9 protein-coding genes are annotated in these 14,342 nt (G+C 42.3%); 6 read left to right on the top strand and 3 right to left on the bottom strand.

The features are described 5' to 3' along the window. Positions 1 to 165 precede the first annotated feature (165 nt). Complete coding sequence (locus FC093_RS10165; RefSeq protein WP_137261672.1) at positions 166 to 1,518, top strand: alkaline phosphatase family protein; 1,353 nt, start codon at positions 166 to 168, stop codon at positions 1,516 to 1,518. Between the two features lie 241 nt (positions 1,519 to 1,759). Then, on the top strand, positions 1,760 to 2,794 hold the full coding sequence (locus FC093_RS10160; RefSeq protein ID WP_137261671.1) for a ScyD/ScyE family protein: 1,035 nt from the start codon (positions 1,760 to 1,762) through the stop codon (positions 2,792 to 2,794). A gap of 246 nt (positions 2,795 to 3,040) precedes the next feature. Here the strand turns inward: FC093_RS10160 and FC093_RS10155 are convergent, their stop codons facing one another. Further along, entirely contained in the window at positions 3,041 to 4,477 is a 1,437-nt protein-coding gene (locus FC093_RS10155) for a Gfo/Idh/MocA family protein (protein WP_137261670.1), read from the bottom strand. A gap of 686 nt (positions 4,478 to 5,163) precedes the next feature. Between FC093_RS10155 and FC093_RS10150 the strand changes: the two genes are divergently transcribed. The 4 genes from FC093_RS10150 to FC093_RS10135 all read left to right on the top strand — a co-directional run bounded on the left by FC093_RS10150 (position 5,164) and on the right by FC093_RS10135 (position 8,516). Beyond that, positions 5,164 to 5,826 (top strand): CPBP family intramembrane glutamic endopeptidase, encoded by a 663-nt coding sequence (locus FC093_RS10150; protein WP_137261669.1) that lies wholly within the window; start codon positions 5,164 to 5,166, stop codon positions 5,824 to 5,826. Positions 5,827 to 6,278: 452 nt separating this feature from the next. Then, positions 6,279 to 6,521 (top strand): hypothetical protein, encoded by a 243-nt coding sequence (locus FC093_RS10145; protein WP_137261668.1) that lies wholly within the window; start codon positions 6,279 to 6,281, stop codon positions 6,519 to 6,521. Positions 6,522 to 7,229: 708 nt separating this feature from the next. Next, the gene (locus FC093_RS10140; RefSeq protein WP_137261667.1) at positions 7,230 to 7,874 is read left to right on the top strand and encodes a hypothetical protein; all 645 of its coding nucleotides are present in this window, start codon (positions 7,230 to 7,232) and stop codon (positions 7,872 to 7,874) included. 261 nt (positions 7,875 to 8,135) lie between these two features. After that, positions 8,136 to 8,516, top strand: coding sequence for a transmembrane 220 family protein (locus FC093_RS10135; RefSeq protein ID WP_137261666.1), 381 nt, complete (start codon positions 8,136 to 8,138; stop codon positions 8,514 to 8,516). Positions 8,517 to 8,692: 176 nt separating this feature from the next. Here FC093_RS10135 and FC093_RS10130 read toward each other — a convergent pair whose 3' ends face one another. Both FC093_RS10130 and FC093_RS10125 read right to left on the bottom strand, forming a co-directional pair. After that, positions 8,693 to 10,549 carry a neutral/alkaline non-lysosomal ceramidase N-terminal domain-containing protein gene (locus FC093_RS10130; RefSeq protein ID WP_137261665.1) on the bottom strand — a complete coding sequence of 619 codons (1,857 nt, stop codon included), beginning with the start codon at positions 10,547 to 10,549 and terminating at the stop codon, positions 8,693 to 8,695. A gap of 393 nt (positions 10,550 to 10,942) precedes the next feature. After that, positions 10,943 to 13,978, bottom strand: a complete 3,036-nt coding sequence (locus FC093_RS10125) for a PVC-type heme-binding CxxCH protein (protein WP_240743257.1) — start codon at positions 13,976 to 13,978, stop codon at positions 10,943 to 10,945. Positions 13,979 to 14,342: the final 364 nt, after the last annotated feature.

Raw genomic sequence — 14,342 nt, 5'->3', positions numbered from 1 at the left:
CTTTTTTCTTTCAATGCCTGTCCCGACAAGTCGGCGAGAAAAAAGTAAATACGAATTAAAATGCTAAAATTACTTTTCTAAAAATTACAATGTCCATACTCGTCAGAAAGCACTTAGCTGGCAGTGTTAATTTAACCAAAGAAAAATAAACATCTAACCTACACCATGCACAAAACAGTTGTTATTGATATAGTCGGACTTACCACTTCGCTCATTGGTGAGCATACACCTTTCTTACAACAGTATATTGCAACAAAACAATTAACCAATATATCTCCGCTGCTGCCTGCAGTTACTACTTCTGTACAGTCCACGTATCTTACCGGCAAGTGGCCGGCGGAGCACGGCATTGTAGGCAATGGCTGGTACGACCGCACCGATTGTGAGGTAAAGTTCTGGAAGCAATCTAACAAGCTGGTGCAGGGAGAAAAAATATGGGAGCGGGCAAAAAAGGAAGATCCATCTTTCACTTGTGCCAACATGTTTTGGTGGTACAACATGTATTCCAGCGCCGACTATTCAGTGACGCCGCGTCCCAATTACCTGGCAGACGGAAGAAAGATACCTGACTGTTACTCGCATCCTGCCAGCCTCAGGGACGAATTGCAACAAGCCTTAGGGCAGTTTCCCTTATTCAAGTTTTGGGGGCCTGGTGCCGATATTACCTCTACCCAATGGATTGCCGATGCCGCTATTTACACCGATAAAAAATACAGTTCAACCCTTACGCTCATTTACCTGCCACACCTGGATTATGGCTTGCAAAAGTGGGGACAGAATTTTAATAAGATTGGTAAAGATTTATCCGAAATAGATAAAGTAGTAGAACAACTGGTAACTCATTTTACTGCAACAGGTGCCCGCATCTTGCTGTTATCAGAATATGGGATTACCAATGTAAGTAACCCTGTTCATATTAACCGCTTGTTGCGGCAGCAGGGACTATTAGCGGTGAGAGTAGAACGCGGATTGGAACTGCTGGATGCCGGCGCCTCCAAAGCCTTTGCAGTTGCCGACCATCAGATAGCGCATGTATATATCAATGACCCTGCTGTGAGCCAACAGGTGCGTAAAATTGCAGAGGGCATACCCGGTATTGAACTGGTATTGGATAAAGAAAAGCAACAGCAATATCATATTGATCATGAAAGGGCGGGAGATTTGGTGCTGATGGCAGATGAAAAAAGCTGGTTTACTTATTATTTCTGGCTGGATGATGCCAAGGCGCCGGACTACGCCCGGGTGGTGGATATTCATAAAAAGCCCGGCTACGACCCGGTAGAGTTATTTATGACTTCTAAAGCGAGGGCTGGCTACAAATTGCTACGCAAGAAAGCCGGTTTTAGATATGTAATGGATGTAATACCGCTGGATGCCACTTTGGTAAAGGGTTCGCACGGCAGGGTGGTAAAAGATGCTGCCTTCCACCCGCTGCTGATTACAGATAATAAAATTGATAAAACAGTTGTAACTCCCACAGATGTGTATGACGTGATCTGGCAACACCTCACGGTGTGAGGAGTATGTTTGTGATCCGCAGTGCGTGCAACCCCAATATCCTTTATGTTCCCCTGCGTATTTCGAGGTGTTTTCGCGCGCACCTTTTTACTTAAGCCCCGTTTTTTAGAAGTGTACTGCGAAAGCACATCAAGGCAAATAAAACCTCCTGCAAGTCTACGGCTTGCCACGTTTCTTTACAATTATGTATTGAATATTATTTTCATTTAACTTATTTTTATAAGATAAAATCCCAAAACATATGAAGACTTTTTTACAGAGTGCTTCCAGGCTACAGTTGCCCTGGTTGTATGTAACATGTATTGCATTACTGTCTTTTTCCTTGGGGTGCAATAAAGTGCCCGATAACCTTCCTACACTGCACATTACTACTGTAGCCTCAGGTCTGGTAAGTCCTATGGGGCTCGAGACAGATGCGGGTGGTAACATCTGGATTTGTGAAACCGGTACTGCTGCCCATGATGGAAAAGTAGTAGTGGTTACGCCAAGCGGCGAAGTGTACGATGCTATTGTGAACCTGGCTTCCATTAATAATGCAGTATCAGGAGAGGTGGAAGGACCTGCTCACCTGCTGCTGGACAAAGGAGTGCTGCATGTATTAGCCGGAAATTATTTGTACAACATCAATGTTTCTAACTTTAAGCCGGGCGATACACCAATTGATGCTTCTACACTTCCGTATGAAGATATAGGCAGCTTTGTATTATCTTACCCTTTTGTAAATAATGCACACGATACCCATCCGTACAATCTTACAAAGGGGCCGGAGGGTGACTTGTACATTGCTGATGCTGGTGCCAATGCCGTTTTGCATCGCAAAGGTGCAAACCAGTACACCGTACTTGCCGAATTGCCTAACGTAGCCAATCCTACTCCCATAGGTTCTCCGGAAATTCAATGTGTACCTACGGGGATTATGTATGATGGGCGTGATTTTTTGGTAACTACGTTAACGGGCTTTCCTTTTCCCACCGGCAGTGCGCTTATTTATAAAATATCCATGTCTGGCAGCGTATCTGTTTATCAGGATGGTCTTACCACCCTGGTGGATATTGCTGAGGGGCATTCTTTAGGGCATTTGGTACTTCAACATGCCACATTCGGGCTGAAAGGCTTTGAACCGAATAGCGGCGCATTGGTATGGGCAAATGGCAAAACTATCCGCCAGCTTGCAGGTGGTCTTAATATACCTGTGGGATTAAAACAAGTAAATATACGTACCTGGTACATTACCAGTTTGGGTGATGGTACGCTATTAAAAGCTGCTTATTATTAATGTTAATTACACTTAATTAATACCATTCCTTTAGGTTGTAATAAATATAAAAGCTGCAAACCGTAGGCGATACGCTGCAAGCATAAAGGTTAAGGCTTGTATATAACGCTTATATAATACTACATTTGAAAATGGTATAATATACAGTAATGTGCTATTCTGCTTCTATTAAGAAAGCCGCTTCATTGATCAATGAAGCGGCTTTCTATTTTATTATCTGAAAAGCTACTCTACAGTACGTTCTTTTTAAATCTTAAACGAGTAGCCATCCCTGTATGCTCTTCTTACAAACTGATTGGCATCATCAAAGTTGGTGATCTTCATATTTGTTGCATCCCATAATAGTTTCTTCCTTCCGGGAAATGATTTGCCTGCTGCATCTTTTAAATTCCAGCTCCGTAATGCCAGATTGGCAAAAAGTACGGTTTCGGTGAGCGGACCTGCATAATCGAAATGAGAGCTGGTTTTGCCATTGCCATAGCCGGCTATACAGGCATTTACCCATTGGGCATAGTGCCCTTCCTGTCCGCCAGGTACTCTTTCTACTGTTTGCTTTACATCACCAACTTCTTTGGTTCGGGAAGTTGGCAAAAGGGTAGGATCGGCACCATAACAGCCGCACATCATTTTTCCTTTTGTACCCTCTATAATAGCACCACCATCCGAATTACCCATTGGTTCATCAGGTCCTAATTCTTCGGGACGTTCCGGACGTATGTTACCATCCATCCAGGTTAATTTTACATCCGGTTTGCCATTTTTACCAGGGAATTTCATTTTAATGGAGGATGCCGGCGGGCAGCTTTCGGGATGGTAAGCCGGTGTCCACATTTCCTCATAAATATCAGCTACACTGCACTCCACTTCTGATGGGTATCCCAAACCAACTACTTTAAAAGGCGGGTCAATAATGTGGCAGCCCATATCGCCCAATGCGCCGGTACCAAAATCCCAGTAACCACGCCAGTTGAAAGGAACAAAAGCAGTATGGTATTCGTGAAATTGGGTAGGCCCTAACCATAAATTCCAGTCCAGTTCCGGTGGTATCTGATCTTTTGTGGTAGGATACCCGTTGCCTTGTGGCCAAACGGGGCGGTTGGTCCAGCAGCGTATAGTATGCGCATCGCCTATCAATCCTGCATTGTACCAGTCCTGCATCTGCCGTACCCCATCGCCCGATGAGCCCTGGTTGCCCATTTGTGTTACTACTTTATAACGGCGGGCAGCTTCGGTTAGCACCCTCGCTTCATAAATATCGTGCGTTAATGGCTTTTGAACATATACGTGCTTGCCCATTTGCATGGCCATTAAAGCAGGCACTGCATGGCAATGATCGGGGATAGATACCGACACTGCATCAATGTTATTCTTTTCCTTTTCCAGCATTTCCCTGAAGTCTTTGTAATAAGTGGCTTTAGGAAACTTTTCCCTTGTTTTTTTCGATTGGCGGTCATCCACATCGCAGAGTGCTACAATATTGGCGTTGCCCGATTTGTAAAAGTTAGCAATGTCGCTTTGTCCTTTACCACCTGCGCCAATAGACCCGATATTCAGCTTATCACTTGGCGCTACAAACCCTCTTCCCAACACATGACGGGGAACAATAAAAAAGCCGGCACTGGCTAAAGAAGCGTTGCGGATAAAATTTCTCCTGGAAGCATTTTCCGGTGTTTTGTTATTCATATAGGCATTATTTGAATGATGCAATTCTTTGCGTTCAAATGTAATTAAACGATTTCAATTGTTCAACTAACCTTATTGTTAAGAACTGGTATAAATCGGGTAAATTTTTGCAAGTCTGGAACAATAATGTCGATGATTGCTCCAAGGCTATCAGGACGATAGACAGCACTTGGTGAGGAAATAAGTATTTGCAAGGGGTTGCAGTAAATAGCGCTTGCTAAGATTCTTTTCTTCACGATATCTGGCAAAGCATACACTTCCTCTGCCGGGGGTTCGTGTTTTCATGAGCCTCTTGACTGTATTTCTTTATTCGATGTATCTTTAAGAGCAAAATTGTAAATAGTGCAGGCGGCAGCCTGGTAAGGCAATCATCGGCTCGTGAAGATACGAACCTGGGCGGGTATAAAGGAGCGCGGTGATGATCATGTTAGTAAGACTCCAATTACGCCTATTTGGTTTGAACATCTTATTCCGCTCCCTTGCTCTTTCAATTATCTCTTTACTTATCTGTAATAAATTTACTGAATTGTAAACATTGGAGGTGGTTTGCTGCCATAGCGGCCAAACGCAGGCCAATCAGCCACAATTTTATATTGAGCTATATAGCTATATTTGGGCTAACGAACCATTGAACGCCGCTACTTTGACAAGTGGTGAAATGTTGGCAATAATTATAAATTAACTGCATGGACGGAATAAGTTACAGAAAGGCGATAGTAGATGTTTGTATCATTGCACTCCTGATTTTATTTCCGCATTTTGTTCCCTTACCTTTTTACTCTTATGCTATTATTTGCTTTGCGTTAATTATCGTTTATTTAAAACGACAAAATAAGACACTTGCCGACCTCGGGCTTAAACGCGAAGGTTTATCTATCCACACTTTTATTATTGGTGTTTTTTCGGCAATTCTTTGGATGGTTTTTATTAAACTTGTTTACTTCCCCTTTATCAATTATTTCTTTAAGAATTACATTAGCGCTTATACTGAGTATGATTTTATAAAAAACAATATTATTAACCTCATGATAATTACCATTGCCGCTTGGGTAGTTGGAGGTTTTTATGAAGAAATCGTTTTTAGAGGGTTTATTCAAAGAACTATACAAAAATGGTTAGCAGAATATAAATCTTCCTTTTGGCTTGCCGGACTTTTGACAAGTGTTTTGTTTGGGCTGTATCATTGGCAGCAGGGTATTTTTGGTGTTATTCCTGCCACTCTTGGAGGTTTGTATTGGACATATCTGCTTAGGAGATACAATGGAAACCTATGGTATCCCATTGTTTCGCATGCTGCGTATGATACGATAGCTTTAACAATGATTTATTTAGACATACTAAACAACTAAGAAGTTACTTTCCGCTTGGCTCGTATCTCCACAAACCTTTATCTAAGCTAATGATGAACACTCGCAATATTCCATAGCACTGCGCACATAAGCTATAAAGGGAGATACTGCAGAGGAGGGAATTACTTCAATTTAAAAATTTAATTAAAGTAGCAATCACAAATTCTTTACCCGGAAAAATGTATAATAAATCAGGTGGCAGCAACCACATGCTACATTTCCCCGGGCAATAACAATTCCTAAGATAATAATCAGCAGGTTCTTGAAGACGGGAACCCCGGCGGAGAACAACTCCGTCTCTGCCATTATCTTTTACTACTGCGCAAAGCTAATACGAAGTATGTTACATTAATTTTTTTGATTTACAACTGTATTATGTAAGATAATAGCAATTACGGTACGATATTTTATTACACATAAGTAAATATTTTTCAAATTAAAAATTCAACAACATGTTACAAAATAGAACAAGATCCGGCGGCTCTTTGCTGTTAGCAGGTTTAGCAGCCTTTGCTTACTACAAATACTCTAAAATGACTCCGGAAGAAAGGCGCAGTATGTTTGATGGATTAAAAGAGAAAGGTAAAAAACTAATTCATGATTATGTGCCGGCAGATATACGGGATAAATTCATGAAAAAAGATAATCCGGGCCATACAGATGATGTTTCAGAAGGCAGCTATTATCCGGCCTAATATTATTCATTCACAACCTATACGGTTCAGTAATGTGATAAGTTGTGAAAAGATATGCATCGTTTAAAATACAAAAGGTGGGTTGAAAACCTGCCTTTTTATATTTTAAGTATTTCGTCAGGATTGCATTTGATTGATTTTCATCAACCGTTTTCCTCACAAAGCCGGTGCTTATTTGATGTATTATATAGAACTTATTGGCGGCATAGCGCTAAAGACGCCACAGCCTTGTGGAATGAAGATGGCTCCCCGCCTTGGTTCGTGCCTTCACGAACCTTTTGATTGCCTTGCCTTAGAAGATGAATTTTAAGGAGCAACGCCGGAAAAGTTACATGTAGTTGGACAGGACTTACTTCTGGACCACCACCATTAATAGCCGGTATAAACTATCAGAAAATGATACCCTAAGCAAACCGATATTGATTCACGCCGGCATTTGTACCTAAAAACAAAATTGAAGTGCATGGTTTTGTAATTATGCCCGGTCACAGGCATCTTATCTGGGAAATAACAGAACTAAACGCAAAAGAAACGCCGCAAGGCTTTTACTAAAACACATAAGTTGTTTCGATTGATATCTCACCAACTGAAACAATTAGGCTCTGCAAGTTAAGTTCGTCCATTCCTTTCAATGTTCATTCTTAACTATCGGTTGCTTAAAGCAATCAATAGCGGTACAGTTTTTTCAACAGCAGCGAAAAGCAAATTATGAAATGGTTGTTGATTTTGAGTTTGATTGTTGCTTCATGTACCAACAATAATACAAATACCGGTGAACTCGATACGGTAACTATGAACGTGGCTGATGAAAATACAGACACTGTTTCGCGCAACAAAGTACATGCTTTTGATACTGCACAACTGATTGTTCCCGGCGAACGCATAGGAAAAGTAAAGCTGAATGAAAACGTGGATTCGCTGCAGGTATTAGGACGTCCCGATGTGAGCGATGCCGCCATGGGCAAAGCCTGGCTTACGTGGAAGGGTAAGCGCGATGAGCATAACAATGCTACGGTGCTGAATGTTTATACTACTTATAAAGACAGTAGCATGCGCAAAAAAACGGTTCAGCAAATACGCACTACTTCGCCTTATTTTTTCACTCAGGATAGTATTCATGTGTATGCTTCACTGGAAACGATCAGACAACATTTTCCGGCTTTGCAAAAAGCTGCATCGTATAACGAAGACGGAAGAAAAATTGTACTATATGATGCGATGGAACAAGGAATAGCCTTTGAAATTGCCAATGCTGATGAGCAGCAAATTTGCACAGGCATTATTGTACATGAGAAAGACAAAAATGTTACCGAAATATATATCATGCTTCATCCCGGCATGAAGCGGTATTAGGATGGTGTTGCTGCTTTACTTCAGCACCTGATGTTATTTACAAATTGATGATCGCAGCAAACATTGAAAACATAAAAGGGCAAATTGAACGCTGACTTTATCTTTTTACTCCTGCGCAGGTACCACACGGAGGAGAATGTTGGCATCTTCTTTTAGCACTTTTTGATTTTGTACAAACACATTCACAATAATTTTACTCGTGAATTATTGCAGTCATCAATTGGTTTGTGTATTGTTGTATTTATTAGTTCAATGTTATCTATGTTACTAATCATTTTAAATAGCATTTTCTTTCTTGCCTTTGTTGTATTTGCGTATTTCAATTTTAATGACAAGGATGCGTGGCTTTGGGTAAGCATTTACCTCGCAGCAGCAGTTTGCTGTGTTTTGGCTGCTTTTCAAATATTTCTTCCGGTGGTTTATTTGGTGCTCATTCTTTTTTATCTGGTTTACGCAACGGCATTGTTCTTTGCAAGAGACGGGGTGCGCGACTGGATAATAAAATATAAGCATCCAAGTATTGCAGAAAGCATGCAGGCAACTAAGCCTTATATTGAAAAAACAAGAGAGTTTTTTGGATTGCTCATCATCAGTGCTGCCCTTGCCATTAATTATTTTGCAACAGCTAATTTTCTTTCGTAAGCAAGTACATCACTAAGCAGCAATCAAGCCTGTTGTTTCGGTCGGTGAGGCGCCGGCTGATAGAGGAAAACATTACCTTTTATTAAGCTTTCAGTTAAATCTGATCTGGAATATACCAGCGATATGCTTTCTTATTTACTTCAAGGTGCGCTGTGGTAATTGGTTGAAAAATGGGCTTATTTTACCGGAACGATTATTACCTGGCGCAAATCCAGCATGGCACCTTTCTCCGACGTTGAATTGGATTTAAAAACCATCTTCTGCAAACCCGCTGCTAATTGTATTGTTCCTACTTTTTCTTTTCTGTAAGTAAACCAGGAACCAGTTTTACTAACCTTCCCTTTCAGCTTTTTACCACCCGCTTCAAAAACAAACGATTTGCCAGCTTCGGCGTCGGAAACGGACCAATCCAGATACACATCGTACCGCCCTTTTTTTCCTACTTGCACATTCCATTCCACCGCATCTTCTGTATTAAACCAACCGAAGGCTTTCCATTCGGGCATATATTGGATGTTAGGCCCTGTTGCCTTTGCCCGCGATGCAGTTAAATATAAAGAACCATCCGGCTCTGGTTGAATGAGTGCAGGATGGTTAGCTGTAGCTCTTTTTATGTTGAATGGTTCCGGCATCAGGTCATGTACGGCATTTACAACGCTATCCTCAACACTTTCTGCCAATGGAGATGGTTTGTCGTAAAAATACATACTTTCTTCTGCCTCGTAACCTCCTTCCCGGATAACACGCTTTGAAGCAATATAGCAGGGTACATCATTAGCATAGGCATTAATCCAGGTATTTTCGGCTCCGAAGTCATTTTTAAGTCTTATAGAATAATCCACTACTACTTCGCCGGCAAGGTTAATCATTGCCAGCTCATTGCCAAAGGTCCATACCTGTACAGGATAAGATAGACTGGCAGGTATTGCCTGCCCCCTTGCTATACGATCAAGTGCTAAACGGGCGTAATAACCTTTTACCGATTTATCCGCAGTTTGCTCAATCAATTCCTGTTGGGAAGGTATATGGGCAAAAGGGAGCTTTATCCACTTCATTCGTCCTGCCGGTGGAACAGTGAGCGGTTGCAACTGTGCAGTTAAAAGTTTATCCACCATATCGGCTATTTCCTGGCCATGTAATTTTACATGGCTCATTTCACCCCGTGGTTGTGGATTGGCATCTCCACCACAACCAACGGCAATCATGGCAATAGCTCCGGGATGATTTTTTTCGATAATAAGTTTTGCTTCGCTAATCCAATCACCATGAATTTGATTTACACTACCTTCTAATGTAGTTCCATGACAAGCGTAATTAACTAAAACCGCCCTTAATTTACCATCAGGATCAGTAACCCGCAATAAAGGAAGGGATGGGTCAACCGGGCCACCTTCCGTTCGCCGGTTTGTTGCAAATCCGGCCTGTCCCTGTCCCCAGTCAACCAAGGCTCGTTTCCGATCCTTAAGTGCAGCTAAAGCCACAGCTTTCAGCTTTTGGCTAAGCACCTCTATATACCTGGAAATATGTATTAACTGGTCAAGGGGTAAAAGAGAGTCGCTAAAGGTATCACCCCGATATTGAAGAATATTTAATAGGTTCCCAACTTCAGGTCCGCCATGTGTATGGGAAGCACAAATGACAAACTGGGCAGGATCAATACCAGTTTCCCTTGATAGCTGGGTAGCCAGTTCTTCTCTGATATGTCCGGGTATTCCTACCAGATCCACCGTCATAAAAATGGATGGATGTTGCGCATCGCTGCCAAAAGCCAGTGCCTTTGCTTCCAGTCTGTGAATGACCCCTTCCGACTCCGACTTCGTTCTGTTTCCGTAACCTGCAAGACGTATGGGCGTTTCGGGAGTTATATCAATCCGGGCAACGCCTACGTCTATTGTTTTGCCCGCAGTTATAGTGTTTTGGGAGAATGAAATTGTGTTGAACAACAAAACGGCAATAAGTATAAAAAAACAATGCCGTGTTTCTGCTATGTTTTTAATTGTACCGGTAATTAATAATTTCGAATATGGCTTCATAAATGTGGATAGATGAGTATTATAAATTTTTGATTAAACGCATAAATGCCGCCGCAATTACCGCCATTGCACGCTTACGCAACTTTAGTTTTTACGGCGGCTCTGTGCAGAATTTGCTGTTAGCCAAACCACATACCCGGAAACAAAGATGCAACTTAGAATAAGTAGAGGCACAGGCCCGGACGGATGCGCGGAGCGATCATGCCGTCCTTGATTTCCTGTCTGCCATCAGGCAGGTTTGGTTACTTTTTGATCAAGCAAAAAGTGACAAACAACAACTTACTGCAAGCAATCAAGCGTAAATGCAATTACAAGCATCAACAGCACCATGAATATTCCAATCCGACAAACTTTCTTCTATTACAGAGCATTTTCTATGATTAATAGCACCAATCACTCATTCTGCCGCAAAAAAGCAATCAAATCCGCCATCTCCTGCTGATTAATGTTTTTTTCCAAACCTGCGGGCATGGCAGATATAGGAAGTGAGTGTAAAGATTTAATATCCGAACGTTTTATCACCTTTTCACCTTTGCCGGCATTTTTAAGTGTTATGGCTGCAGGTGTTTCACTGGCGATGATTCCCTGCACCGATTGTCCGTTATTCAGTTCCACCACCCAAAGCTCATAACCGGCAGCAATGGATAAATTGGGAGCCAGAATATTAGCCATAATACCTTCCGGTGGCCATTGGCTTACAGTACCTAAGTTTGGTCCAAAGGAAGCGCCAATATCTCCTCTTTTATGACAAAGCGCACAGCTTTGAATAAATAGCTTCCTTCCTTTCACCGCATCGCCTTTCAATTGTAATGCCTGCTGATAGGCTTTATTGACCTTCTCCTCATCATTATGAGCGAAAATGGAACGGGCACGTTTACGAAGCTTTTCATCTCCCTGTGTCATTAGTTCAACACCCTGCAAAAAACCAATACTTTCTTTTTGAACTTTCCCGGAATCAATTGCATCCAGTAATACAGTAACTCTTCCTGGCGATGTCAGAAAAGTATTAATACCTGCATCCCGCAGTTCGGGCGTAAGTACCGGCCATTGTGCCAATACAAAGCCGGTTACAACACTATCAGGTGCAAGGCTAAGTATATTTAATGCTGCCAGTTGAACGGAGGAATGCTCTTGTGGCACAATGAGTTGCTTCAATAGGGTTGCATTGGCAGAAGGATCACGTAGCGCCAGAAAATGAATAGCTTCCACTCGTTTTTCATCAGGAAGATTACGGTTTTCAATTGTTGATACCGCTTTTTCCATCGATGCTTTCGACAACTGGTCGTCCTGTATCCCTACCACTTTTAAGAGGTGTAAAGCTGCATTTCGTACGTCAGCGGAAGGATGGTTAAAGAATGCATCGACGAGAATGCTTTGTTCATCTTTTAATCCCGAAGCCTTTTCTCTTCGCTCCAATCCTTCGGTTAAACCTTCCAACACTGCCGGCTGCCATGCCTGCTTTTCAGATGAGGCAAGTGTAGCTTTTTTAATAAGCGAACGAATATGCTCTATTTCCCCGCTTCCTCCTATCATTGCTGTTAAGCGTTGAATAAGCGAATTATAGGCAGGTTCCTGCGGATTATATTTTGCCATTACGGCTTTCAGCAAAGAAGCAGTCTGGGAAGAAGCGGCGGACAGAGCAGCAATCTGGAACCAGTTATCTTTCAGGTTCTGAAATAATAGTTTTTCTCTTACCCGTGCTGCTTCCTCTGTATTCAGGTAACCAATGGTACAAAGCAATTGAAACTTCACTTTTGGATCCCTATCGTTCTGTAAACCTAATAAAGCACTTGCTAATTGGGGCGAAGAGGATAAATGAAGTTCCGCCAATTTAATGGCATTCGCCCGAATACCTGCCACGCTATCATGTAAAGCCGTTTGTATCAGCGCTGCATTAAGTGCGCCCATACCTTCTAAGGTCCAGAGCGCATGTAGCCTGCCCATTGCAGCGGCAGGGTTTTTTGCCATCTGCATCAAAGCAGGAATGGCTCCCTTATCTGCACGATCTACCAATAACCGTTGTGCATTTAACCTCCACCATCTGTTTTCATTAGCCAATTCCTTCACCAGTTCTTCGCTTGACGCATCGCCTAAGCGGAGTCCTTTTGTCCAGGTTGCAGGTTTACCATTAGTTGCTGAAATCCGGTAGATCCGTCCTTTATCCATACCATTATACAGTCCGCCTGCCTTGATTGCTTCCTCCGACATCCACTCCGGATGCTCAATGATTTGCCTGTAATAATCTAATACATACAATGCCCCATCGGGTCCTACATACATATTAACCGGACGAAACCAGGCATCCGTTGAAGCAAGGAATTCCTTATGTTCACGCCCCACACGGCTGGCAACGAAAGTGGCTCCTGAATCTTTTAAAATATCTGCATGAACAAGGTTGCTGACAGGTTCGGCTACAAAAGTGACATTTTTATTAAAGGGTGCAGGAAAGGCGCCGCCGGTATAAACGGTATTGCCACAGGCAGAAGTAAAAACACCTGCAGCGGTAAGTATCTGGCGCTTGGGGTTTTGGGTAATTGGATATACGTCTGATCCATGGTCTGTAAGGGTTTGTGTTGAGCTTGAAACAAGCAAATCCGGATTACGTTGAAGGTAAGGAGCAGCAATGACTTCCTCATAAATGTGATTAGAGTTATCACCGAGTAAATGATGGCCCCACTGGTCAAAGTCGTGCCCGAATTGGGTGACACCCGAAGTTAGTTGGAGCTGATGCTGATCGGGACGAAAACGTACCGTGCGACCTGTCCCTTCCAACTTTAGCCGTGGTGCTTCCTTATGATGCAGGAAATAAATATCGCTGCCGAGATATCCAAATTCCTTTTTATAAATGTTATAGGTTCCTCCGGACTCTGAAGTGAGATAAATCCAGTTGTCCAGTCTGTATAAAGGATTGCCTGCATTCATTTGTGCATTGGAGAAGGCAAAACCTGTAAGCACCGTATCTCTGATGTCTGCTTTGTTATCACCATTCGTATCCTCAAAATATAGGATATTTGGAGCATCGGCGACTAATAACCCCTTTTTCCAGCGCATAATCCCAAAAGGTAAAACTAGCTTGTCTGCAAACACAACACTTTTATCCATTCTGCCATCACCATCAGCATCTGATAGTATTTTTATGTCGCCGATACCGGATTTGTCCAGCGGGTAACCATGCATTTCTACCACATACATACGTCCATACTCATCAATCTCCATATCAACAGGGTCGGCAACCAAAGGCTCGGATGCGACCAGTTCAATTTTAAACCCGGGTTCCAACTGAAATGTAGCAATAGCTTTTTCGGGTTTTATGGGTCCTTTTCCCTCGTTTATGGTTGTTTTCTCTTTACAGCCTGCACCCATCCCAATGATAATCAACAGTAAATAAGGCAGGCAGCGTTGATAATATTTGTTAAGTTGTATGCTCATCTCTCGAATGTATTTATTGGCAGCAATAATAGTATCCTCAAACTAGAATTCCGGCACTTCGCAAAAGCTTCCAGGTCATTGTGAAATGTAGAATAACTCAGTGTAGCTTATTGCAGGCTGATAAGAGTTACTAACAGTAAACGATTTTGCGCAGGTGGAAGATCTGCATTCCGGCTGCCTGTAATCGCTGCTCAATTTATAAATTAAAGTTTATTGTTTGTGCTATCGCTGAATGTTGTTTGCAACAAGCGGGCTAAAGCGCATAACTGCATATCGCTGATTATTAAATACCTGCCGCTGCAATTTGCGTCACTCCAACTATTGGTTTGTTAGAGTGACTTATTGACGAGGCACCTCTCATTAT

The sequence above is a fragment of the Ilyomonas limi genome (genome assembly GCF_005233845.1).
GTDB classification, from domain to species: Bacteria; Bacteroidota; Bacteroidia; order Chitinophagales; family Chitinophagaceae; genus Ilyomonas; species Ilyomonas limi.
The sequence above is the reverse complement of the archived record's forward strand: the minus strand, read 5'-3'. Positions and strand labels throughout refer to the sequence as shown.

Coding starts and splice junctions, on each gene's coding strand:
- FC093_RS10155 (WP_137261670.1), bottom strand. CDS start 4,477: ATGAATAACAAAACACCGGAAAATGCTTCCAGGAGAAATTTTATCCGC.
- FC093_RS10125 (WP_240743257.1), bottom strand. CDS start 13,978: ATGAGCATACAACTTAACAAATATTATCAACGCTGCCTGCCTTATTTA.
- FC093_RS10150 (WP_137261669.1), top strand. CDS start 5,164: ATGGACGGAATAAGTTACAGAAAGGCGATAGTAGATGTTTGTATCATT.
- FC093_RS10145 (WP_137261668.1), top strand. CDS start 6,279: ATGTTACAAAATAGAACAAGATCCGGCGGCTCTTTGCTGTTAGCAGGT.
- FC093_RS10165 (WP_137261672.1), top strand. CDS start 166: ATGCACAAAACAGTTGTTATTGATATAGTCGGACTTACCACTTCGCTC.
- FC093_RS10135 (WP_137261666.1), top strand. CDS start 8,136: ATGTTACTAATCATTTTAAATAGCATTTTCTTTCTTGCCTTTGTTGTA.
- FC093_RS10130 (WP_137261665.1), bottom strand. CDS start 10,549: ATGAAGCCATATTCGAAATTATTAATTACCGGTACAATTAAAAACATA.
- FC093_RS10140 (WP_137261667.1), top strand. CDS start 7,230: ATGAAATGGTTGTTGATTTTGAGTTTGATTGTTGCTTCATGTACCAAC.
- FC093_RS10160 (WP_137261671.1), top strand. CDS start 1,760: ATGAAGACTTTTTTACAGAGTGCTTCCAGGCTACAGTTGCCCTGGTTG.